Source organism: Enterobacter sp. RHBSTW-00318 (genome assembly GCF_014101375.1).
GTDB classification, from domain to species: Bacteria; Pseudomonadota; Gammaproteobacteria; order Enterobacterales; family Enterobacteriaceae; genus Enterobacter; species Enterobacter ludwigii.
Map to the genome: position 1 here is coordinate 2680368 of NZ_JABXQH010000001.1, position 22839 is coordinate 2703206.

At 56.0% G+C, this 22839-nt stretch carries 18 protein-coding genes; 11 read left to right on the forward strand and 7 right to left on the reverse strand.

The features are described from left to right. Nucleotides 1–119 precede the first annotated feature (119 nt). Nucleotides 120–1520, forward strand: a complete 1401-nt coding sequence (locus HV157_RS13305) for an MFS transporter (RefSeq protein ID WP_020882660.1) — start codon at nucleotides 120–122, stop codon at nucleotides 1518–1520. 10 nt (nucleotides 1521–1530) lie between these two features. Further along, nucleotides 1531–3486 (forward strand): glycoside hydrolase family 127 protein, encoded by a 1956-nt coding sequence (locus HV157_RS13310; protein WP_182268092.1) that lies wholly within the window; start codon nucleotides 1531–1533, stop codon nucleotides 3484–3486. 95 nt (nucleotides 3487–3581) lie between these two features. Here the strand turns inward: HV157_RS13310 and HV157_RS13315 are convergent, their stop codons facing one another. Continuing rightward, on the reverse strand, nucleotides 3582–4322 hold the full coding sequence (locus tag HV157_RS13315) for a MipA/OmpV family protein (protein ID WP_014168097.1): 741 nt from the start codon (nucleotides 4320–4322) through the stop codon (nucleotides 3582–3584). Between the two features lie 117 nt (nucleotides 4323–4439). On the opposite strand from HV157_RS13315, the gene HV157_RS13320 reads away from it, so the two are divergent. After that, nucleotides 4440–5405 carry a LysR family transcriptional regulator gene (locus tag HV157_RS13320; RefSeq protein ID WP_062777982.1) on the forward strand — a complete coding sequence of 322 codons (966 nt, stop codon included), beginning with the start codon at nucleotides 4440–4442 and terminating at the stop codon, nucleotides 5403–5405. On the opposite strand, the gene HV157_RS13325 is transcribed toward HV157_RS13320, so the two are convergent. The 6 genes from HV157_RS13325 to HV157_RS13350 all read right to left on the reverse strand — a co-directional run bounded on the left by HV157_RS13325 (nucleotide 5402) and on the right by HV157_RS13350 (nucleotide 12553). Beyond that, the gene (locus tag HV157_RS13325; protein WP_020882663.1) at nucleotides 5402–6940 is read right to left on the reverse strand and encodes an aldehyde dehydrogenase family protein; all 1539 of its coding nucleotides are present in this window, start codon (nucleotides 6938–6940) and stop codon (nucleotides 5402–5404) included. The genes HV157_RS13320 and HV157_RS13325 overlap by 4 nt on opposite strands. 86 nt (nucleotides 6941–7026) lie before the next feature. Continuing rightward, a complete protein-coding gene (gene selB, locus HV157_RS13330) occupies nucleotides 7027–8874 on the reverse strand; it encodes a selenocysteine-specific translation elongation factor (RefSeq protein ID WP_182268091.1) in 1848 nt (615 codons plus the stop codon). Then, nucleotides 8871–10256, reverse strand: a complete 1386-nt coding sequence (gene selA, locus HV157_RS13335; RefSeq protein WP_182268090.1) for an L-seryl-tRNA(Sec) selenium transferase — start codon at nucleotides 10254–10256, stop codon at nucleotides 8871–8873. The genes selB and selA overlap by 4 nt, the downstream gene beginning before the upstream one ends. A 103-nt stretch (nucleotides 10257–10359) precedes the next feature. Then, on the reverse strand, nucleotides 10360–10968 hold the full coding sequence (locus tag HV157_RS13340) for a glutathione S-transferase (protein WP_014168092.1): 609 nt from the start codon (nucleotides 10966–10968) through the stop codon (nucleotides 10360–10362). An 89-nt stretch (nucleotides 10969–11057) separates the two neighbouring features. Next, a complete protein-coding gene (locus HV157_RS13345) occupies nucleotides 11058–12194 on the reverse strand; it encodes an HlyD family secretion protein (protein WP_014168091.1) in 1137 nt (378 codons plus the stop codon). Nucleotides 12195–12196: 2 nt separating this feature from the next. Next, nucleotides 12197–12553, reverse strand: coding sequence for a DUF3302 domain-containing protein (locus HV157_RS13350; RefSeq protein WP_182268089.1), 357 nt, complete (start codon nucleotides 12551–12553; stop codon nucleotides 12197–12199). A 655-nt stretch (nucleotides 12554–13208) separates the two neighbouring features. On the opposite strand from HV157_RS13350, the gene HV157_RS13355 reads away from it, so the two are divergent. From HV157_RS13355 to HV157_RS13390, 8 genes are all read left to right on the forward strand, one after another. Continuing rightward, complete coding sequence (locus HV157_RS13355; protein WP_014168089.1) at nucleotides 13209–15116, forward strand: PTS mannitol transporter subunit IICBA; 1908 nt, start codon at nucleotides 13209–13211, stop codon at nucleotides 15114–15116. 99 nt (nucleotides 15117–15215) lie between these two features. Next, nucleotides 15216–16364: a mannitol-1-phosphate 5-dehydrogenase gene (gene mtlD / locus HV157_RS13360; RefSeq protein ID WP_044858417.1), complete on the forward strand. Its 1149-nt coding sequence runs from the start codon at nucleotides 15216–15218 to the stop codon at nucleotides 16362–16364. Further along, on the forward strand, nucleotides 16364–16951 hold the full coding sequence (mtlR, locus tag HV157_RS13365; RefSeq protein ID WP_025206446.1) for a mannitol operon repressor MtlR: 588 nt from the start codon (nucleotides 16364–16366) through the stop codon (nucleotides 16949–16951). The genes mtlD and mtlR overlap by 1 nt, the downstream gene beginning before the upstream one ends. Nucleotides 16952–17009: 58 nt before the next feature. Further along, the gene (locus tag HV157_RS13370; protein WP_014168086.1) at nucleotides 17010–17372 is read left to right on the forward strand and encodes a YibL family ribosome-associated protein; all 363 of its coding nucleotides are present in this window, start codon (nucleotides 17010–17012) and stop codon (nucleotides 17370–17372) included. A gap of 285 nt (nucleotides 17373–17657) precedes the next feature. Beyond that, entirely contained in the window at nucleotides 17658–19313 is a 1656-nt protein-coding gene (gene lldP / locus HV157_RS13375; RefSeq protein ID WP_032680001.1) for an L-lactate permease, read from the forward strand. After that, a complete protein-coding gene (gene lldR, locus HV157_RS13380; protein WP_113656859.1) occupies nucleotides 19310–20083 on the forward strand; it encodes a transcriptional regulator LldR in 774 nt (257 codons plus the stop codon). The genes lldP and lldR overlap by 4 nt, the downstream gene beginning before the upstream one ends. After that, nucleotides 20080–21267: an FMN-dependent L-lactate dehydrogenase LldD gene (lldD, locus tag HV157_RS13385; RefSeq protein ID WP_113656860.1), complete on the forward strand. Its 1188-nt coding sequence runs from the start codon at nucleotides 20080–20082 to the stop codon at nucleotides 21265–21267. Before lldR ends, lldD begins: the two co-directional genes overlap by 4 nt. Before the next feature lie 190 nt (nucleotides 21268–21457). Then, complete coding sequence (locus HV157_RS13390; protein ID WP_032679333.1) at nucleotides 21458–22798, forward strand: aromatic acid/H+ symport family MFS transporter; 1341 nt, start codon at nucleotides 21458–21460, stop codon at nucleotides 22796–22798. Nucleotides 22799–22839: the final 41 nt, after the last annotated feature.

Consider the following 22839-nt stretch of genomic DNA (forward strand, 5'->3'; position numbering starts at 1 on the left):
GGTCGGAATCGTCACCTTTTTATACTTTTCCCTTCCCTTGTTGGCCTGAGCGTTCGGTGCAGAATGAATGGGGTACCTTGCATAAATACGATAAAAATCGATTACCGAGGAGTTACCTCATGACTTCCACACCGATTACAGAATCACAGGTCGTACAAGGGGCAATGGATGACCGCCTGTCAGTCCGCGAAAAAATTGGCTACGGCCTGGGTGACGCGGGTGGCACGGTCATTACCTGCCTGATCATGAATTTTCTTACCTTCTTCTACACCGACGTTTTTGGTCTGACGCCTGCGCTCGTTGGCACGCTGTTTATTGCCCTGCGCGTGTTTGACGCCATTTCCGATCCGGTGATGGGGGTGATTGCCGACCGAACACAAAGCCGTTGGGGGCGTTTTCGCCCGTGGCAGCTGTGGGTGGCGCTTCCTGTCGGGGTTATCGGTGTACTGACCTTCACCGTGCCTGACGCCAGCATGGGGGTGAAAATCGCCTGGGCGTTTGGTACCTATCTGCTGTTGTCAGTGGGCTATACCGCCATCAACGTGCCCTACTGCGCGCTGATCAACACCATGACCACCCGCCACAGCGAGGTCATCTCCTGTCAGTCATGGCGCTTTGTGCTGTGCGGTGTGGCGGGCTTTTTGGTCTCTGTTGGCCTGCCGTGGCTGGTCGCAGCGCTGGGCGAGGGCAACGCTGCGCGAGGCTATCAGCTCGGCGTTGGGGTGTTGTGCGCCATCGCCGTGGTGATGTTCCTCTGCTGCTTCTTCTGGGTGCGTGAGCGCGTCCCGCTGGCGCTGATGGGCAAATTCACCTTACGCGAGCACCTGGCCGGCCTGCGCAACAACGATCAGCTCCTGCTGATGCTGGTGATGTCATTCCTGCTGATCAACGTCTTCAACATTCGTGGCGGCGGCTACATGTACTTCATCACCTACGTGCTCCAGGGCAGTACCGCTTATACCTCGCTGTTCTTCACAATGGTGACCTTTGCGGCCATTCTCGGCGCGGTGATCGTGAATCCCCTTTCTCGCCGGATTGATACCGTCAAACTCTATTACTACACCAACCTCGTGCTGGCCGCGCTCGCGGCGGGTATGTGGTTTCTGCCAGGCGGTCCGGCTCATCAGATGCTCTGGCTGATCGTTATTCTGAGTAACGGTGTCATTCTCGGTTTTACCCTGCCCCTGCACTTCTCGCTGATGGCATTTGCAGATGACTATGGTGAGTGGAAAAACGGGGTACGTTCATCTGGCATGAACTTCGCTTTCAATCTGTTTTTCATCAAGCTCGCCTGGGCGTCCAGCGCCGGGATCATCAGCCTGGTGTTTATCGCCGTCGCCTACCAGCCGGGCGCGGGCAACCAGACACCAGCCTCGTTACAGGGAATTACTGCGATGGAGACGCTGCTCCCCGCCCTTTTCCACCTGCTGCTGGCGGTCTCAATTCGCTGGTGCAGACTCAACAATCCCATGATGTCGCGCATTGCCACCGATCTGCGCCAGCGTCACGTATCGTCCTGAGGAGAATGACATGTCCATAATGGAAGCCGACCTGCACACACTGAACATCAACGACCCGTTTCTCGGTCAGTATCAGCGGCTGGTGCGTGATGTGGTGATCCCCTACCAGTGGGATGCGCTAAACGATCGCGTTACCGAAGCCGAACCGAGTCACGCCATCACCAACTTCCGCATTGCGGCAGGGCTGGAACAGGGGGAGTTCTATGGAATGGTGTTTCAGGACAGCGACGTGGCGAAATGGCTGGAAGCCGTCGCGTGGTCGTTGTGCCAGAAGCCCGACCCGGAACGTGAAAAAACCGCCGATGAGGTGATTGAGCTGATTGCGGCGGCGCAGTGTGACGATGGCTATCTCAACACCTACTTCACGGTGAAAGCACCCGGTGAGCGCTGGACGAATCTCGCCGAATGCCACGAACTGTACTGTGCCGGACATATGATTGAAGCTGGCGTGGCCTATTTTCAGGGGACCGGAAAACGCCGTCTGCTGGAGGTGGTATGCAAACTGGCGGACCATATCGACCGGGTCTTTGGCCCCGGCGAGGAGCAGCTTCACGGTTATCCGGGCCATCCGGAAATTGAGCTGGCGCTGATGCGGCTTTACGACGTCACTCAGGAACCACGTTACCTGGCTCTTGTGAAATATTTTATCGACACGCGCGGCACACAGCCTCATTTCTACGATATCGAATATGAGAAACGGGGCCGGACATCGTACTGGAACACATACGGCCCGGCGTGGATGGTCAAGGACAAAGCCTATAGCCAGGCGCATCAACCGCTTGCCGAACAACACACCGCCATCGGCCACGCGGTTCGATTTGTCTATCTGATGGCGGGCATGGCGCATCTTGCTCGCCTGAGTCATGACGAGGGTAAACGCCAGGACTGCCTGCGGCTGTGGAATAACATGGCCCAGCGACAGCTCTATATTACCGGCGGGATCGGCTCGCAAAGCAGTGGCGAAGCCTTCAGCAGCGATTACGATTTGCCTAACGATACGGTATATGCCGAAAGCTGCGCCTCCATTGGCCTGATGATGTTTGCCCGCCGGATGCTGGAGATGGAAGCGGACAGCCAGTACGCCGACGTGATGGAGCGTGCCTTATACAACACGGTACTGGGCGGCATGGCGCTGGACGGTAAACATTTCTTCTATGTGAACCCGCTGGAGGTACACCCTAAAACGCTGGCATTTAATCATGTCTACGACCACGTTAAGCCGGTTCGCCAGCGCTGGTTCGGCTGCGCCTGTTGCCCGCCCAATATCGCCCGCGTGCTCACTTCGCTGGGCCACTATCTCTATACCGTTCGTCAGAACGCGCTCTTTATCAACCTCTATGTGGGGAACGACGTCGCCATACCGGTAGATGAGGGCACCTTACAGCTACGGATTAGCGGTAATTATCCATGGCAGGAAGAGGTCAACATCGAGATCACCTCACCTGTCCCGGTGACCCACACGCTGGCACTACGTTTACCGGACTGGTGCGCAAGCCCGGCTGTGTCACTGAACGGCGAAAGTGTCACGGGTGATGTCTCCCGGGGGTATCTGTACCTCACCCGCCGCTGGCAGGAGGGAGATACCCTTACGCTGACCTTACCCATGCCGGTCCGGCGCGTGTACGGTAACCCGCTGGTACGCCAGCAGGCCGGCAAAGTCGCGCTGCAGCGTGGCCCGCTGGTCTACTGCCTGGAAGAGGCCGACAATGGCGCGAACCTGCATAACCTCTCCCTGCCTGAGCAGAGCGAATTTCGGGTCTTTGAAGGAAAAGGGATCTTTGCGCACAAGATACTGATTCAGGCGGAGGGCATCGCGCGTCACGCTGATGAGGAAGGCACGCAGGCACTGTGGCAGTACGATCGCGCCCCGGTGCAGCGCCAGCCCCGGACGTTGACCTTTATTCCGTGGTTCAGCTGGGCAAACCGGGGAGAAGGGGAAATGCGGATTTGGGTGGATGAGGCCTGAAGGCATCTATCCTGTCAGCCTCACCCCAACCCTCTCCCACAGGCGCGGGAGATAAAAACCGAGGCCGGGTAAGGCAATCGCCACCCGGCTTTAGATCAGAAACGCCAGGACATGCCGGTCATCAGCGCGAAACTGTCTTCGCGGTCGATCATCGGACTGTTCTTCACGTCGTCAGGTAACACGGTATAGACCGCGCTGGCGTTGATGAACAGATTCTGGGTTAACTGATATTTAGCCGCGAGACCCACATACGGCGTCCAGCTATCACCTGCGGTGTATTCATTGAGGCCTGAGCGGCGAGACTCATTGCCGGATACGCCGTAGTAGTAATCGTTATAGCTTTCGTCGCTGTAGAAAATACCTACCGATGGCGTCAGCGTCAGACGTTCCATCCGAACCGGACGGAAGTATGAGATTTCACCGATCACGCCGCCGCTCTCATCCATCGCATCACCCGAGACCGCCACTTTCAGCGAGCCCCAGTGTTCATGGCGGTAGTACGCCCCGCCGAGAAACGCTGATGCTTTACGCTCATCGAGGTGTTTCATCTGAGCGTCGTCGTTATCTTCAGGATCAAATCGCAGTGGCATCCACGATGCGGTCATACTGAATTCATTTTTTTCGTCTTTCCACAGGATCCATCCGCCGGTGGTCTGGCGAATATAAAACCGGTCGCCTTCATAGCTAATTAACGGTACCGCCGTGGTATTTTCGTTATATCCTTTATAAGGCGACTCATTAAATACAGCCCCCGCCCCAAGTGAAAAGTCACCAGCCATTGCAGATGATGTTGCAAATAACGTGGCTGCGATGAGTAAATTGTATTTAATAGTCATTACATGTAATCCATTTAGACGCCAAACAAGCGAGGCGAATAATAATGGTTACAAATTTGCCAATGCAACGCTGCAGTTTATATAATATTATATATAAAAACATATAAATGGGTGCGCATGATGAATAAGTTCCAGCTAAAGCCACGCGAGTTAAAAATTATTTCCGTCATCGCAGCCACCCACAGTATTGGCGATGCCGCCGCCCTGCTGGGCATGGCACAGGCTAACGTCAGTAAATACCTTTCTGACTTTGAAACGCGTGTCGGTCTTAAGGTATTTGAGCGCACGACCCGTCAACTGGCGCTAACCCAGTTTGGCGAAGCGTTACTCCCCTACATTGACGCCACGCTGGATAAAAATAGCCAGCTCATTAATTTCATTGCTGATTATAAGCATGAGAAGCGCGGAAAAGTGACCATTTACGCCCCAACGGGTATCGTGATGTATCTGGCGCGACACGTGATCCATCAGATTGAGGACATCGGTGATATCCGCATCTCGTTAAAAACATACAACCTGGATCGTAATGAATATTCCGAAGGGGTCTCGTTCCCCGATGATTGCGATATTCTCATTACCTATGCTCAGCCGAAAGATGAAAGTCTGGTCGCCAGTGTATTAACGAAATATTCCGTCACGGCATTTGCCACTGAAGAATATTTGAAAAACCACCCCTTAACCGGACCTGAAGATTTAATTAATCACTCCTGTATTTTAATAGACTCGATGCTGGTGGATGAGGCGAACATCTGGCGTTTTCGCGTCCACGGTAGTGAGACCGTATATGATTACAGAGTGACCGGAAATTATATTTGCGACAATACGCAGACGGCGCTGGAACTGGCACGAAATAATCTCGGTATTGTTTTTGCGCCGAAAGAAAGCCTGAAAAAAGAGCTTAAGAGTGGTTCTCTGGTTCCCTGCTTCCCCCATCAGGAAGAGTGGTGGCTCGACCTGACGGCGATATTCCGCAAACGTGAATACCAGCCCTGGCGCGTGCAGTACATTCTGGACGGCGTACTGAACTGCCTGCGTCAGCAAATTGCTCAGGCTGCCCAGGGGCAACCTGAGCTGGAGGGTTAGAACAGCCCCAGTGGTTTATCGGAATAACTCACCAGCAGGCATTTCGTCTGCTGATAATGCTCCAGCATCATCTTGTGGGTTTCACGCCCGATGCCCGACTGCTTATAGCCCCCAAAGGCCGCGTGCGCCGGATAAGCGTGGTAGCAGTTGGTCCACACACGCCCGGCCTGAATGCCCCGCCCCATTTTGTAAGCCAGATTACCGTTGCGGCTCCAGACGCCAGCCCCGAGGCCATACGGCGTATCGTTAGCAATCTCCAGCGCCTCTTCCATCGTTTTGAAGGTGGTGACGGCCAGCACCGGTCCGAAAATTTCCTCCTGGAAGACGCGCATGTTGTTTTTGCCGAACAGGATCGTCGGCTCCAGGTAATACCCGTCCTGCAGATCGCCGCCCAGCATTTTACGCCGACCGCCGGTCAGGACATCCGCCCCTTCTTTCTTGCCGATATCAATGTAGTTGAGGATAGTGTCCATCTGCCCGTGCGAGACCTGCGCGCCCATCTGGGTCACGTTATCAAGCGGGTTACCGCTGCGGATAGACTCGACGCGGCGAATGGCTCGCTCCATAAAGCGCTCATAGATAGACTCCTGCACCAGCGCGCGGCTTGGGCAGGTACAGACTTCACCCTGGTTAAAAGCAAACAGCGCAAAGCCTTCCAGGGCTTTATCGAAGAAGGCATCCTCTTCCTCCATGACGTCGGCGAAGAAAATGTTCGGCGATTTACCGCCCAGCTCCAGGGTCACTGGAATGATGTTCTGGGTCGCGTACTGCATGATCTGCTGACCCACTTCCGTCGACCCGGTAAACGCGACTTTGGCGATCCGTTTTGATGTCGCCAGATATTCCCCTATCTCACCCCCCGCCCCGTTCACCACGTTAATCACGCCTGGCGGGAGAAGGTCGCCAATGACTTCCATCAGCAGCAGGACTGACAGCGGGGTCAGGCGGGCCGGTTTGAGCACAATGCAGTTACCCGCCGCCAGCGCGGGCGCCATTTTCCAGCTCGCCATCAGCAACGGGAAGTTCCACGGAATGATCTGCCCCACCACGCCCAGCGGTTCGTGGAAGTGGTACGCCACGGTGTCGCTGTCTACCTCGCTAATTCCGCCCTCCTGAGCGCGAATACAGGAGGCAAAATAGCGGAAGTGGTCAATGGCCAGCGGCACGTCTGCCGCCATCGTTTCACGGATTGGCTTGCCGTTATCCCAGGTTTCCGCCGTTGCCAGTAGCTCCAGATTCTGTTCCATCCGGTCAGCGATTTTGAACAATATCGCCGCTCTGTCCTGAACAGAGGTATGCCCCCATTTGTCTTTGGCTTTGTGCGCGGCGTCCAGCGCCAGGTCGATATCCCCCTTGCCGGAGCTGGCTATTTCACACAGCGGCTGGCCGGTAACGGGCGTCAGATTGGAATAGTATTCGCCGCCGACGGGTGCAACCCAGTCGCCGCCGATAAAGTTTTCATAACGGGGCTTCAGCTTGAGGGGAAAACCATACTCGCCAGGCTGGATACGCGATGAGGGAGGATTGTTTGTCATGACCGTCTCCTTGCTGTTGGTGTACAACAAGGGTAGTTCCGGCTGGCGATTTTCTCGCCAGCCGGTAACGGTGTTTACGACGGGGGTCACGGAGTTTCAGGAAATAATAACGAATCCCGCAATAAATGATCGTTGCCACGACGACGAGTAAAGCCGATGCGGTTGAAATATTCCAGGATCTGAATCGCCAGCTTGCGCCCGACGTTCAGCCGATCGCGGAAATCTGCTGCGCAGGTCGTGCCTCGCGCCTGATCCAGCTCGCGGATCAGGTTAGCAAACGCCACAATGCGATCGTTACGGTAATAACGATCTTTCACGATCGCGACGATTAATCCCTGCTGCGCCGCATGGCGCAACACCTGGCGCATCACCTGTTCGTCGGTATTCGTTTCACGTGCGAGATCGCGAACCCACCACGGCTCGTCGCCAAACAGCGGAGCCACTTTCTGCCATATCGCCTCTTGCCCGGCGTTGAACCCGGCTTTGTGATCCGGCAGATGCAGCCAGCCGTGGTGGCTTTTTATCAGCCCACTTTCGCGCATGTTTTCAATCAACAGCAGCACCAGCGCATCGTTTTCCATCGGCAACGCCATGCGTCGCAGGCGTTCACGTCCCGGGCCGGGTTCATCCTGATGCTGTTCATGGTAAGTGGCGAGCGTGGTCAGTACCTTGCGCTGCCAGCATGCTGCGACCGGGGCATTCAGTAAATTGTTACCCGCCTGAATAAAGCCGGGCTCCTGGGTCAGCAGGCGTAATCCTTCCGCGCTGAGCTGACGAGCCCATGCGAAATCGCTCAGATTGACGGCACCGCGCTCAAGATGAACAAGCAACGCGGCTTTATCATCCGCGGCCTGCGCCAGCGCTCCCAGCCATTGCAGATACTCCGGCTTGCGCTTGCCGCGACGCGGCGGGTTGAGCGTGACCACCCGCGCCCCGGCCAGCGTCTCCCGGGCCGAAATGTCACGCAGTACCAGACGGTCATTATCCGCGATCCACAGTGGCGAATCGAAAACCAGTTCGGCAAGGTCGTTTTCCAGCAGTGACACGCGCCCGGTGATATGGCTGGCCGCGTGGTGGATATGCAGCGGCTGCCATTGGGTCAGCGGCACATGCGTCTGCAGGGCGACGATCGCCCGCTCAGAAGGCTCTGGCGGTACACCGGCCAGCAGCCAGTCGCCACGGTTAAGCTTCTCTTTTTCCGCATCGCCCGCAATATTGAGCGCGATCCGTTGCCCGGCATGGGCATGCTCTACGGGCTGGTTCTGCGCATGCAAACCGCGCACACGCATCGGGGCGTTGGCACCCGTGAGCCATAAGGTATCGCCCACGTTCACTTCACCGCTCAGCGCGGTACCGGTGACCACCAGCCCCGCGCCTTTAACGGTAAAGGCCCGGTCGATCGCCAGACGGAAACGATGATGGCTGGCATGCTCGCGTGAAGTAAGCTGCTGCAAATGGTGGCGAAGTTCGTCAATACCGCGCCCTTCTGTCGCCACGGTGACGAACAATGGCGCATCGGCAAATCCATACTCCCGCAAGGTCGCCTGCACGGTTTCACGCACCGCGTTGAGTCGCGCCTCATCGACGCGGTCAGCTTTGGTCAGCGCAACGGTCAGCTGCGGGTTGCCCGTCAGCTGTAAAATTGCCAGATGTTCACGCGTTTGCGCCATCACGCCGTCATCACAGGCCACCACCAGCAGAGCATGATCGATGCCACCGACGCCCGCCAGCATGTTAGAAAGAAACTTCTCGTGTCCCGGTACATCAATAAAACCCAGCACCCGGCCATCAGGCTGAGGCCAGTAGGCATAGCCCAGATCGATGGTCATACCGCGTTTTTTCTCTTCCGGCAGACGATCGGCATTCACCCCGGTCAGGGCCTGTAATAAGGTGGTTTTTCCGTGGTCGACGTGACCGGCGGTGGCAATAATCATTTCAACAGCATCTCCAGAAATCGCGCTTCATCTTCAAGACAGCGTAAATCCAGCCACATTCGGCCATCGTAAATGCGCCCGATAACCGGTGCTGGCAAGGCACGCCAGCGCGCCGACAAAGCGTCAAGCTGGCTGCCGCGCCCGTCACGGGGTGTAAACGTGAGCGCCGCGCTGGACAGCCTGTCCACCGGCAGTGAACCGCTGCCGATCTGCGACTGACAAGCTTCAAGGCGCACGTCAAAATCGGGGTAGTGCGGCGCAACGTGTGGCAAGAGCAGCTCACCCTGGGCGCGAATTGAGGCGGCATCACGGGCCAGCAGGCGTAGCGTGGGCAGACGTTCAGCCAGTTTTTCCGGGTGGAGATAAAGGCGCAGCGTCGCTTCCAGCGCGGCAAGCGTCATTTTATCGGCTCGCAGTGCACGCTTGAGCGGGTGCTGCTGCAGCTTCGCAATAAGCGCACGTTTACCCACGATAATCCCCGCCTGCGGTCCGCCAAGCAGTTTGTCGCCGGAGAAACTCACGAGACTGACGCCCGCCGCAATCATCTCCTGCGGCATGGGCTCTTTTGGCAGACCGTACTGGCTCAGATCGACCAGCGAACCGCTACCGAGGTCGGCCACCACCGGCACACCCAGCTCACGGCCCAGCTCCGCCAGCTCCGCCTCTTCAACGGTTTTGGTGAATCCGGCTATCTGATAATTACTGGTGTGGACCTTCATCAGCAGCCCGGTATTTTCATTCACTGCCGCGCGATAATCTTTTGCATGCGTGCGGTTGGTGGTGCCCACTTCATGCAGGGTACAGCCCGCCTGGCGCATAACATCCGGAATGCGAAACGCACCGCCAATCTCGACCAGCTCGCCACGGGAAACCACCACCTCTTTACCGCTGGCGGTCGCTGCCAGCATTAACAGTACCGCCGCCGCGTTGTTATTCACGATGCAGGCATCTTCTGCGCCGGTCAGCTCGCAGAGCAGGTCCGCCAGCGCCCGATCGCGATGTCCGCGCCCTGCGCCGTCCAGATCGTACTCAAGCGTCACGGGGGAACGCATGGCCTGCACGACTGCAGCGACGGCCTCTTCTGCCTGTTGAGCGCGACCAAGGTTGGTGTGCAGCACGGTTCCCGTCAGGTTGATGACCGGGCGTAACGCGCTTTGTGCTTTCTCCTCGAGCCTCAGTTCCACTTCCTGCCCCCACGCCGCACACCAGTCCGGCAATGCATTTTCTGTCTGAATATGGCTGCGGGCTTCGTCCTGAAGCAGACGTAATATTTCAACCGTCGCGGTATGGCCGAACCGCGCAACGGCAGCATGCACGCGCGGCTCGCGAAGAAGACGGTCGGTTGCAGGGATCTGGCTGTACAGGGAGTGATGAGTTGTCATGAAAGCGCCTGGCGAGTAAATATCATCCCCCCTCCCGACGGGAGAGGGAGTCAACATAAGAAGGGATTGTACCGCCTCCTGCTGCGAAGTGTTATAACCCGCATCAAGCCTTTGGCGGTTCGGTACGGGCAAAGCTCTCGCGCTGAAAGAGCGTTTCTGCAAGCTTCACCAGCAATGGACGGTCGACGCACCAGCCGGGGGAAACGTGGCGGAAATTGAGATAACCGATGGCACAGGCAATGGCTATCGTCGCCAGGTTCAGGCTATCGGGTTGAATTTTTCCCTCCCGGATAAGCTGTTCGCACCAGTCCAGGCTGCGGCTGATTTTTTCACGCTGGCGTAACAGTTCCGTTTCAGACTGCTGGGCGGCGGGTCTTGCCTGCTCGCGCACGGACGTTAACGCCGCATCCATAATACCATCGGCCAGCGCTTCAATTTGCTTCATTGCCAGGGCCGCGTTTGGATCGGCCGGTAACATCGCCGGGGCCACGCCGAGCAGCTCGATGTACTCCGCAATAATGGGGGAATCAAACCAGTACTGGCCTTCGTCTGTTACCAGCGCCGGTACTTTTCCCAGCGGGTTGTACTGTGCCACACCGTTTTCAGCGTGATAAGGCTGTTCATTGACGAACTCGAATTCAATCCCTTTCTCCAGCAGGAGAATCGAGATTTTTCGCACGAAGGGACTGGTGTAGCTGCCGATAAGTTTCATTGCCTGATCCTTGATGCCGAAAAAAGTCAGTATGGATCAAGCGATGAAAAAAGGGCAGGTATGCGTGTCGCATTCCTGCCCTGAAGGGGTTAGTGATCGAGATAGAGGTAGTGCATCCAGCTGGTCATACGCAGCAGCACCTTACGCATTACCGAGACGTGAGCAAAGTGATCCGAATAGACCGCCACCTGAGCATAAATGCCGTCGGGCAGCGCATCGACATCAGCATTCGGCTCCAGCTCGATAGTGCCTAATACGCCATCGGTGCCAGGGATCACGGTCAGCGACTGCAGCGCACCCTGCGCCTGGTATGACCCCCCCGGCACCACCGGCAGAATACTGGTGAGCTTGCCGGAGAAGACCTGGCCCGGCAGCGCGTTGAAGACCACTTCCGCTTCGTCGCCCGGCTTCAGACGCAGCAGCGAGTTCTGACGGAACTGGGCCACAATCTGGCGTTTCTGTTCAGGAATAAAGACCATGACCGGGCGCAGCGGCAGCGCGGCAGCATAGGTCCCCGGACGAATCAGCACCTGCGTGATATAGCCATTGCTCGGCGCACGCACCACGGTCTGATCCAGGTTGTATTTCGCTTCAGCAAGCTGAGCGCGCAGGGAAGCAACCTGGGATTGCTCACCGTTGACCATACTGTCTAACTGACTTTGTATTTGCGTCTGTTCAGCCACCGAGCCTTTTACCAGCGCATCCTGCGCCAGATAGTTTTGCCGTGCGTTGTCGATATCGCTTTCAGAGAACGGGTTAACCTTTGCCCGGCTGCCTTTCAGGTAGCGCTGGTAATCTTTATACAGGCGATCACGTTCAGCAGACACGCGCGTGGTATTGGCGACCGCTTCCGCAAGCTGCGCTTTGAGATTGTCGATATTGTGCGTGGCGGTGACCAGGTCGGCCTGCAGTCTGTCGACGCGCGCCTGATAGCGGCCCGGATCAAGTTTAAATAACACTTCGCCTTTTTTAATTAGCTGGTTATTTTTATCGGTAACTTCACTCACTACCCCAGTAACCTGCGGCGTAATCGGAATGGAAATAACCGCTTTTTGCGCCGTAAAGGTATAGGGATGGTTATAGTTCATCAACAGGATAAGCCCGGCGACAATAAACACCCCACCTAATGTTGCGGTCGCGAGGGTCCACTGGTTTACCGGAATACGGAATATTTTAAAAATGGCCCAGGCAAAGGCCACATAGGTCAAAATAATCAGCAGATCCATGATTAGTGCTCCAGCGTATTCTTGTCAGCCGTGGGAGGTGCCGCTGCCAGTTTTTGTTCTAATTCGGCCACACGTTTAGTCAGAGCATCCATACCCGGGACCTCATCAGGTTTTGAGATGTGGTTCTGCATCCCCCAGCCGCGATCTTCGCGGTACAACGTGGCCCAAATCCACAGGAACGGCCAAATCGCATGGAGCGTAAACAGGCTAATCCATCCCGCCGTATGAATGGCATCCGCATGGGGATGATTCCGTTTTTTGGCCATATTATAAGGAATATCATGGATGGCGATGATTCCGTAAAAAAGAACCAGAAATACAAAAATCAATACGCCCAGCGCAAAATAGTTGAGAAACATATTCTCCTCACTTAAACAACGTCAACTCATTAAATTAATAAAACGGTACGCAACCTAATTAATTTTTTATAAATACGAGGTGTACTTATATTTCAGAGCCGGGGAGTATCGTTTTTTATAATATCTCCATGCAAGTTTATAAGCGTGTCAAAATATATCCTGAATAATAATAGACTTAACCTTACAATATGAGCGTAACGTACCTTATTGCTTTTCGCCATACCACACATGAAAAGTCATTTTTTAGCTTTATGTGTGACTTCATGACATCCTGGCGTTGAATCGCCAGGCAGAATTTGTCGCCGATCACATCCGGAGAATTCTGCATAAAAATTTTTTGTGAAATTAGTCACAATCCAGAAACAAACTCACGACAACCAAATGTGATTTACATCACAGAAATGGGTGGTTTTTGCTTTATTTATCGCCATCGTATTTTTTTTATCCACCATTTTTGTGACGAAGATCACTTCATTCATGTCTGCACCCCCTACATTTACGTGATTCATATCACACAAATTTCCATCATCTGGACAGTTGAACGATTCAGTGCCAGATTTCACAGCATCAGAACAGGGCCCGGCTACCTCTGCCGCCTCATTAACAATAAACCTCGGGCCGCAAGCCTAAGCGTAAACAGAAGAAGGGGTGTTTTATGTCATCCGATTTCAAGATCAAAGTTCAAAGCTTTGGTCGTTTCCTCAGCAATATGGTGATGCCAAATATCGGCGCGTTTATCGCGTGGGGTATCATCACTGCGTTGTTCATTCCGACAGGGTGGTTGCCTAACGAAACGCTGGCGAAACTTGTTGGCCCAATGATTACCTACCTGCTGCCGCTGCTTATCGGGTTTACCGGTGGTCGTCTGGTGGGTGGAGACCGTGGTGGCGTTGTGGGTGCCATCACGACGATGGGGGTTATCGTCGGTGCGGATATGCCGATGTTCCTCGGTGCAATGATTGCGGGCCCTCTGGGCGGCTGGGCAATTAAGAAATTCGACGTCTGGGTTGATGGCAAGATCAAATCCGGCTTCGAAATGCTGGTGAACAACTTCTCTGCGGGCATCATCGGTATGATCCTCGCGATTCTGGCGTTCCTCGGTATTGGCCCTGCGGTTGAAGTGCTGTCCAAAGTTCTGGCGGCAGGCGTTAACTTCATGGTTGCGCACGACATGCTGCCGCTGGCGTCTATCTTTGTTGAACCGGCGAAAATCCTGTTCCTCAACAACGCCATTAACCACGGTATCTTCTCACCGCTGGGCATTCAGCAGTCTCATGACCTCGGCAAGTCCATCTTCTTCCTGATTGAAGCCAACCCGGGCCCGGGCATGGGTGTTCTGCTGGCGTACATGTTCTTTGGTCGCGGCAGTGCGAAACAGTCTGCGGGCGGTGCGGCTATCATCCACTTCCTGGGCGGTATCCACGAAATTTACTTCCCTTACGTGCTGATGAACCCACGTCTGATTCTGGCCGTTATCCTCGGCGGTATGACGGGCGTGTTCACCCTGAGCGTGCTGGGCGGTGGTCTGGTTTCTCCGGCCTCTCCAGGCTCCATCCTGGCGGTCCTGGCGATGACCCCGAAAGGTGCCTATTTCGCTAACATCGCAGCCATCTGTGCGGCAATGGCCGTCTCCTTCGTGGTCTCTTCTATCCTGCTGAAAACCAGCAAAGTGAAAGAAGATGACGATATCGAAGCGGCAACCCGGCGTATGCATGACATGAAAGCCGAATCAAAAGGCGCAACGCCGCTGGCGGCGGGCGATGTCTCTAACGACCTGAGCCACGTACGTAAAATCATCGTGGCCTGTGACGCGGGTATGGGTTCCAGCGCCATGGGTGCCGGCGTGCTGCGTAAGAAAGTGCAGGATGCGGGTCTGACCAACATCTCCGTCACCAACAGCGCCATCAACAGCCTGCCTGCAGATGTTGACCTGGTGATTACGCACCGCGATCTGACCGAACGTGCGATGCGTCAGGTTCCTCAGGCACAGCACATTTCGCTGACCAACTTCCTGGACAGCGGCCTGTACACCAACCTGACCGAACGTCTGGTGGCCGCGCAGCGTCATGAAGATAACGAAGTCAAAGTCCGCGACAGCCTGAAAGACAGCTTTGACGCGAACGACAGCCACCTGTTCCGCCTGGGCGCAGAAAACATCTTCCTGGGCCGCACGGCGTCCCACAAGGAAGAGGCGATTCGCTTTGCCGGTGAACAGCTGGTGAAAGGCGGCTACGTGCAGCCTGAATACGTTGACGCGATGCTGGAGCGTGAAAAGCTGACCCCAACCTATCTGGGTGAATCCATTGCGGTTCCACACGGTACGGTTGAAGCGAAAGACCGCGTACTGAAAACCGGCGTGGTGTTCTGTCAGTATCCGGATGGTGTACGCTTCGGTGAAGAAGAAGACGACATCGCCCGCCTGGTGATTGGTATCGCCGCTCGCAACAACGAGCACATCCAGGTGATTACCAGCCTGACCAACGCGCTGGATGACGACTCTGTCATTGAACGTCTGGCCAACACCACCAGCGTGGAAGAAGTGCTGGCGCTGTTGAACAAGTAACGGAACCTCTTCCCTCTCCCCCTGTGGGGAGAGGGTTAGGGTGAGGGCAAAGCCTCACCCCAGCCCTCTCGGGTAAAAACATTGATTAAGGTTAATACTATGAAAGCATTACATTTTGGCGCAGGTAATATCGGTCGTGGCTTTATCGGTAAACTGCTGGCAGACGCAGGCATTACGCTGACATTCGCCGATGTGAATCAGGTAGTCCTGGATGCCCTGAATGCCCGTCATAGCTATCAGGTACACGTGGTAGGCGAAAACGAGCAGGTTGAGACGGTGTCTGGCGTTAATGCGGTAAGCAGCATTGGCGAAGACGTTATCGACCTCATCGCCAGTGTCGATCTGGTGACCACGGCCGTTGGTCCGGTGGTGCTTGAGCGCATTGCCCCTGCGGTGGCGAAAGGCCTGGCAAAACGTAAAGCGCAGGGCATCGACACACCGCTGAACATCATCGCCTGTGAAAACATGGTGCGCGGCACCACGCAGCTGAAAGGCCATGTGCTCGCCGCCGTCGCGGACGAAGATAAAGCCTGGGTGGAAGCGCACGTCGGCTTTGTGGATTCCGCCGTTGACCGTATCGTTCCGCCGTCAGAATCCGCCACCCACGATCCGCTGGAAGTGACCGTGGAAACCTTCAGCGAGTGGATCGTCGATAAAACCCAGTTTAAAGGCGCGCTGCCAACCATTCCGGGGATGGAATTAACCGATAACCTGATGGCCTTTGTCGAACGTAAACTCTTCACGCTGAACACCGGGCATGCTATAACCGCGTACCTCGGAAAATTGGCCGGTCATCAGACCATTCGTGACGCGATCCTCGATGAGAGCATCCGTGCGGTGGTTAAAGGGGCAATGGAAGAGAGCGGCGCGGTGCTGATCAAACGCTACGGTTTTGATGCTGAGAAACATGCAGCATACATCCAGAAAATCCTCGGTCGTTTTGAAAACCCGTATCTGAAAGATGACGTTGAGCGCGTAGGCCGTCAGCCACTGCGTAAACTGAGCGCGGGCGATCGCCTGATTAAACCGCTGCTGGGCACGCTGGAGTATGATCTTGCGCACGCCAACCTGGTGAAAGGGATTGCCGCCGCGATGCATTACCGCAGCGAACAGGATCCACAGGCGCAGGAGCTGGCTCAGCTGATTAACGATAAAGGCCCGCAGGGTGCGCTGGCGCAGATCTCTGGTCTGGATGCCAACAGCGACGTGGTTGTGGAGGCGGTGAACGCTTACAACGCAATCAAATGATGCAGAGTGCGGCGCAGGATAGCCTGCGCCCAAATAACAGATTGTCAGATATGCAGGCAATAATGGAACAAACCCAGGCCTTTGAAAATCGTGTGCTTGAGCGTCTGAATGCTGGCAAAACCGTACGAAGTTTCCTGATTGCCGCCGTCGAGTTGCTAACCGAGGCGGTGAATATTCTGGTACTTCAGGTGTTTCGCAAAGACGACTACGCGGTAAAATATGCTGTAGAACCGTTACTGGACGGAGACGGACCGCTGGGCGATTTATCGGTACGTCTGAAGCTGATTTATGGTCTTGGCGTGTTGAACCGACAAGAGTATGAAGATGCCGAGTTGCTGATGGCACTGCGCGAAGAGTTAAATCATGACGGTAATGAGTACACCTTTACCGATGATGAGATCCTTGGCCCTTTCGGCGAGCTACACTGCGTCACCGCGCTTCCCCCTGCTCCCCATTTTGATAACAGTGACCCTGAGCTGTACGCGATGCAAAAGCTGCGTTATCAACAGGTTGTCCGTTCCACAATGGTCCTTTCCCTGACTGAGCTGATTTCCCGAATCAGCTTAAAAAAAGCGTTTCAGAAGTAAGCCTGCTCACATTGGTGTATCCTTCCCTGTAAATTCCCCGTTTTCAGAGTTATTTGTCATGAAAGAAGTCGAAAAGAACGAAATTAAACGCCTGAGCGACCGCCTGGATCTGATCCGCCACCAGATGGCTGGTCTGTCGCTGGTTGAGTCCGCCGAGAAGTATGCCGAGCTGGAGAAAGAGAGTGAGAAGCTTGAAGCGGAAATCGAGCGTCTGCGCGAAGTCAAAGGCCAGAAGCTGAGCAACGAAGCCCAAAAGCTGTTGAGCATGCCGCACCGTCGCGCCATCACTAAAAAAGAGCAGGCCGACATGGGCAAGCTGAAGAAAAGCGTCCGTGGCCTGGTGGTGGTTCATCCCATGACCGAGCTTGGTCGCGAAATGGGTCTGAAAGAGATGACGGGTTTTTGTAAGACCGCGTTTTGATCGTCCCCCGCCCTCTCTCCCAGGCGAGAGGGCGAAAACCACACCGCGTCGCCCCCCTCACCGCTTAAAATTGGCCCAACCAATCTTCCGGTAATCACTTTCCTGGTTCACAATTCCACTAATTCCCCTCACAAAATCATTGCCGACTCATAACAACTGGTTAACCATTTATTGTCATTCACCCTACAACACAATATTGGCAGGACCACTTTTACACAGTTTGTGACGCAGAGATGAGCGGAGACTCACCCGCTACGCAGACTGTCTGGTCCTCAGGAGACCTGCATGAGCCTCTGGCAACAAAACTACGATCCGGCTGGCAATATCTGGCTGTCGAGCCTGATCGCATCGCTTCCGATCCTGTTCTTCTTCTTTGCGCTGATTAAGCTCAAGCTGAAGGGATACCTGGCCGCGACGTATACCGTTGCCATCGCGCTGATGGTGGCACTGTTCTTCTATAAAATGCCGGTCGATCGCGCGCTGGCCTCCGTCGTCTATGGTTTCTTCTACGGCCTGTGGCCGATTGCGTGGATCATCATCGCGGCGGTCTTTGTCTACAAAATCTCGGTGAAAACCGGGCAGTTCGACATTATCCGCTCATCGATACTTTCCATTACCCCGGACCAGCGTCTGCAGATGCTGATTGTCGGTTTCTCCTTCGGGGCTTTTCTGGAAGGGGCGGCCGGGTTTGGCGCACCGGTTGCCATCACCGCGGCGCTGTTAGTCGGGCTGGGGTTCAACCCGCTTTACGCCGCAGGTCTTTGTCTGATCGTTAACACCGCACCGGTGGCGTTTGGTGCGATGGGGATCCCGATTCTGGTCGCCGGGCAGGTCACCGGTCTGGACAGCTTTGAAATTGGCCAGATGGTTGGCCGTCAGCTGCCGTTCCTGACCATCATCGTGCTGTTCTGGATCATGGCGATTATGGATGGCTGGCGCGGCGTGAAAGAGACATGGCCTGCGGTGGTCGTCGCTGGCGGCTCGTTTGCCATTGCCCAGTATCTCAGCTCGAATTTCCTCGGCCCTGAATTGCCGGACATTATCTCTTCACTGGTGTCGCTGGTCTGCCTGACGCTGTTCCTGAAACGCTGGCAGCCGGTACGCATCTTCCGTTTCGCCGATATGGGTGCTTCACACGTCGATCAAACCCTGGCACGTACCGGTTATACCGCGGGACAAATCATTCGCGCATGGTCTCCGTTCCTGTTCCTGACCGCCACGGTTACGCTCTGGAGTATTCCACCGTTTAAGGCCCTGTTCGCACCGGGCGGCGCACTGTATGAGATGGTCATTAACATCTCCGTGCCGTTCCTTGACAAGATGGTCGCCCGTATGCCGCCCGTGGTGCACGCCGCCACGCCGTATGCCGCGGTGTATAAATTTGACTGGTTCTCGGCAACCGGCACCGCAATCCTGTTTGCCGCTATCCTGTCTGTGGTGTGGTTACGCATGAAGCCAGCAGCTGCAGTACAGACTTTTGCGGCTACCATTAAGGAACTGATGCTGCCGATCTACTCCATCGGCATGGTGCTGGCGTTCGCGTTTATCTCGAACTATTCCGGCCTGTCATCGACACTGGCGCTTGCGCTGGCGCATACCGGCCACGCCTTCACGTTCTTCTCGCCGTTCCTCGGCTGGCTGGGGGTGTTCCTGACCGGTTCAGATACCTCATCTAACGCCCTGTTTGCGGCCCTGCAGGCGACGGCAGCCCAGCAGATTGGCGTGTCGGACATCCTTCTGGTGGCCGCCAATACTACCGGCGGCGTGACCGGCAAGATGATCTCACCGCAATCCATCGCCATTGCCTGTGCGGCGGTGGGACTGGTCGGTAAAGAGTCGGACCTGTTCCGCTTTACCGTGAAACACAGCCTGATATTCACCTGTATGGTCGGGGTGATCACGACCCTGCAGGCCTATGTCTTAACCTGGATGATCCCATGATAGTCATGCCCAGACGCCTGTCCGACGAGATTGCCTCTCGCGTACGGGCGCTGATTGAAGAACAACAGCTGGAAGCGGGCATGAAATTGCCCGCCGAGCGCCAGCTCGCCGCCCAACTGGGTGTATCGCGTAACTCACTGCGTGAGGCGCTGGCGACGCTGGTCAGCGAAGGGGTACTGGTAAGCCGTCGGGGCGGCGGCACCTTTATCCGCTGGCAGCACGATGACTGGTCCGAGCAAAACATCGTGCAGCCGCTTAAAACGCTGATGGAAAACGACCCGGACTACAGCTTCGACATCATTGAAGCGCGGCACGCCATCGAAACCAGTACCGCCTGGCATGCGGCCATGCGGGCCACTGAAGCCGACAAAGAGAAGCTCAAAGCCTGCTTTGACGCCACCCAAAGCAGCGACCCGGACATCGCCTCGCAGGCGGACGTGCGGTTTCATCTGGCGATTGCCGAAGCATCGCACAACGTCGTTCTGCTCCAGACCATGCGCGGTTTCTTCGACCTGTTGCAATCCTCCGTGAAGCAGAGCCGCCAGCGTATGTATCTGGTCCCGCCGGTATTTGCCCAACTGACCGAACAGCACGAGGCGGTACTCAACGCCATTCTGGCCGGGGATGCAGAGGCCGCGCGCAAAGCGATGATGGCGCATCTGGGGTTCGTGCACACCACCATTAAACGATTCGATGAAGATCAGGCCCGACAGGCGCGTATTACCCGTCTGCCTGGCGACAGTGATATTTCCAGGGAGAACAAAGCATGATTATTTCAGCAGCCAGTGACTATCGCGCCGCGGCGCAGCGCATTTTGCCGCCGTTCCTGTTCCACTATATCGACGGTGGGGCATATGCCGAATACACTCTGCGCCGCAACGTGGAAGATCTGTCGGAAGTGGCGCTGCGCCAGCGCGTGCTGAAAGATATGTCTGAGCTGAGCCTTGAGACAACGCTGTTTAACGAAACGCTTTCCATGCCGGTGGCCCTTGCGCCAGTCGGTTTGTGCGGCATGTACGCCCGCCGGGGTGAAGTCCAGGCGGCAGGGGCAGCGGATGCCAAAGGTATTCCGTTTACCCTCTCCACCGTCTCCGTCTGCCCGATTGAAGAAGTGGCCCCGACCCTCCAGCGTCCGATGTGGTTCCAGCTGTACGTCCTGCGCGATCGCGGCTTTATGCGCAATGCGCTGGAGCGTGCCAAAGCCGCGGGCTGTTCAACGCTGGTCTTTACCGTTGATATGCCGACGCCTGGCGCCCGTTACCGTGATGCCCACTCCGGGATGAGCGGCCCAAATGCTGCCCTGCGTCGCTACTGGCAGGCGGTAACGCACCCGCAATGGGCCTGGGATGTCGGTGTGAATGGTCGCCCGCACGATCTGGGGAATATCTCGGCCTATCTCGGTAAACCCACCGGGCTGGAAGATTACATCGGCTGGCTGGCGAATAATTTCGATCCGTCCATCTCGTGGAAAGACCTGGAGTGGATCCGCGAATTCTGGGACGGCCCGATGGTGATCAAAGGGATCCTCGACCCGGAAGATGCCCGCGATGCCGTGCGCTTTGGCGCTGACGGTATTGTGGTCTCTAACCACGGCGGACGTCAGCTTGACGGGGTACTCTCTTCCGCACGCGCACTGCCGGCGATTGCCGATGCGGTGAAAGGTGATATCGCTATCCTCGCCGACAGCGGTATCCGCAACGGGCTTGACGTGGTGCGTATGATTGCCCTTGGCGCAGACAGCGTATTGCTCGGACGCGCATATCTTTATGCACTGGCTACGGCTGGTCAGGCAGGGGTGGCGAATCTGCTCAATCTGATCGAAAAAGAGATGAAAGTGGCGATGACGTTGACCGGCGCAAAAACGATTCGCGAAATCAGCAAGGACTCCCTGGTGCAGGAGTTGGGTAAATTACCCACCGCACTGGCACCGCTTGCCCAGGGTGACGCAGCCTGACGCCCGTCTGATTCCCCTTCCCCTCTCCTCGCGTCCGAACTCCCCTCGGGCGCTTTTTTTTGTCAAAAATAACATCTAGGTAACATATTGGATAAGAAAATTTGACATACCTGTGCCGCACGCAATTGTATAGACAAGCAAATACAAGAACACAAAAACACAAAAACACCATCACATCAGAGGGGAGCGTATGAGATATTCAGGTCAGGTGGATATTCAGCAGGTGATCGACGACAGTCCCTTTTCCGGGTTTCACTGGGTGCTCATCGTGCTGGGCTTTCTGGTGCTGGCGATCGATGGTTTCGATACCGCAGCAATGGGCTACATTGCGCCCACGCTGTCGGCGGAATGGGGCATACACAAACAGGATCTGGGACCGGTACTGAGCGCAGCACTGCTCGGGCTGTCGCTGGGAGCGCTGGTCGCAGGCCCGGTATCGGACCGGATAGGCCGCAAGCGCGTACTGGTCTTTTCTTGTCTGTTCTTCGGCCTTTCAAGCCTGGGGACGGCCTGGGCACAAAGCCTTAACACCCTGACGCTATGGCGGTTTCTGACAGGCCTGGGGCTGGGTGCCGCCATGCCGAACGCCATCACCCTCATCTCAGAGTTTGCCCCTCAGCGCTGTCGCGCCATGGCGATTAATACCATGTACTGCGGCTTCCCGCTGGGCGCGGCCGGCGGTGGGGCGATATCGTCCTGGCTTATCCCGCATCATGGCTGGCGAAGCGTACTGCTGACCGGCGCGATAGCACCGCTGATATTAACGCTGCTGCTGATGCTGTTTTTACCGGAATCGGTGAAATACCTGGTGCAGCGCGGGAAAGACATGATGCAGATCCGCCGTATCACCAGCCGTTTCGCCCGCACGACCCTCGATGGCGTCACTGGTTTCTTCCTCGCAGAGGATCGGGTCGCCGCCAAAAAAGGGAGCGTAGCACAGCTGTTTTCACAGCCCTGGCTGCCTGGTACCCTGATGCTATGGGTAACCTATTTTATGGGGCTGGTGATTTATTACGTTCTGCTTAGCTGGATGCCGACACTGATGCTGGGGATGGGCTATCCCCTCGCGGAATCCGCATGGCTTACCTCGCTGTTCACCTTCGGCGGTACCGCAGGCATCCTTCTTGCGGGCTGGATGATGGATCGCTGGGAGGCACACAAAGTGGTCGCAGGTGGCTTTGTCCTGACCATGCTGCTCATTCTGGCGCTCGGCATTGAACATAATCATATCGCTCTGTTTGGCGGCTTGATTTTCCTGATGGGGATCGCGATGAACGGCGCGCAATCGGGAATGCAGACGCTGGCAGCCACCTTTTATCCTACCGAGTGTCGCGCAACGGGCATTGCCTGGATGCAGGGCATTGGCCGCTTTGGTGGCGTGGCGGGCACCATGACCAGCGCGCAGCTTCTCTCCATGCAGTGGCAGGCAGACAGCATTTTGATGATCCTTAGCCTGCCCGCTCTGCTGGCGGCCGCGGCAACCTTCTACAAAATGCTGCGTTGCCGCTCGCAGGATCTCGGCGTCGCATAAGCGGCCCGGTTTCTGCTATTCTGCCCCCGCAATTAAGGGGG

What these genes read in the sequence shown, in the direction of transcription:
- HV157_RS13305 (WP_020882660.1), top strand. Translation starts at nt 120, where the DNA reads ATGACTTCCACACCGATTACAGAATCACAGGTCGTACAAGGGGCAATG.
- HV157_RS13310 (WP_182268092.1), top strand. Translation starts at nt 1,531, where the DNA reads ATGTCCATAATGGAAGCCGACCTGCACACACTGAACATCAACGACCCG.
- HV157_RS13315 (WP_014168097.1), bottom strand. Translation starts at nt 4,322, where the DNA reads ATGACTATTAAATACAATTTACTCATCGCAGCCACGTTATTTGCAACA.
- HV157_RS13320 (WP_062777982.1), top strand. Translation starts at nt 4,440, where the DNA reads ATGATGAATAAGTTCCAGCTAAAGCCACGCGAGTTAAAAATTATTTCC.
- HV157_RS13325 (WP_020882663.1), bottom strand. Translation starts at nt 6,940, where the DNA reads ATGACAAACAATCCTCCCTCATCGCGTATCCAGCCTGGCGAGTATGGT.
- selB (WP_182268091.1), bottom strand. Translation starts at nt 8,874, where the DNA reads ATGATTATTGCCACCGCCGGTCACGTCGACCACGGAAAAACCACCTTA.
- selA (WP_182268090.1), bottom strand. Translation starts at nt 10,256, where the DNA reads ATGACAACTCATCACTCCCTGTACAGCCAGATCCCTGCAACCGACCGT.
- HV157_RS13340 (WP_014168092.1), bottom strand. Translation starts at nt 10,968, where the DNA reads ATGAAACTTATCGGCAGCTACACCAGTCCCTTCGTGCGAAAAATCTCG.
- HV157_RS13345 (WP_014168091.1), bottom strand. Translation starts at nt 12,194, where the DNA reads ATGGATCTGCTGATTATTTTGACCTATGTGGCCTTTGCCTGGGCCATT.
- HV157_RS13350 (WP_182268089.1), bottom strand. Translation starts at nt 12,553, where the DNA reads ATGTTTCTCAACTATTTTGCGCTGGGCGTATTGATTTTTGTATTTCTG.
- HV157_RS13355 (WP_014168089.1), top strand. Translation starts at nt 13,209, where the DNA reads ATGTCATCCGATTTCAAGATCAAAGTTCAAAGCTTTGGTCGTTTCCTC.
- mtlD (WP_044858417.1), top strand. Translation starts at nt 15,216, where the DNA reads ATGAAAGCATTACATTTTGGCGCAGGTAATATCGGTCGTGGCTTTATC.
- mtlR (WP_025206446.1), top strand. Translation starts at nt 16,364, where the DNA reads ATGCAGAGTGCGGCGCAGGATAGCCTGCGCCCAAATAACAGATTGTCA.
- HV157_RS13370 (WP_014168086.1), top strand. Translation starts at nt 17,010, where the DNA reads ATGAAAGAAGTCGAAAAGAACGAAATTAAACGCCTGAGCGACCGCCTG.
- lldP (WP_032680001.1), top strand. Translation starts at nt 17,658, where the DNA reads ATGAGCCTCTGGCAACAAAACTACGATCCGGCTGGCAATATCTGGCTG.
- lldR (WP_113656859.1), top strand. Translation starts at nt 19,310, where the DNA reads ATGATAGTCATGCCCAGACGCCTGTCCGACGAGATTGCCTCTCGCGTA.
- lldD (WP_113656860.1), top strand. Translation starts at nt 20,080, where the DNA reads ATGATTATTTCAGCAGCCAGTGACTATCGCGCCGCGGCGCAGCGCATT.
- HV157_RS13390 (WP_032679333.1), top strand. Translation starts at nt 21,458, where the DNA reads ATGAGATATTCAGGTCAGGTGGATATTCAGCAGGTGATCGACGACAGT.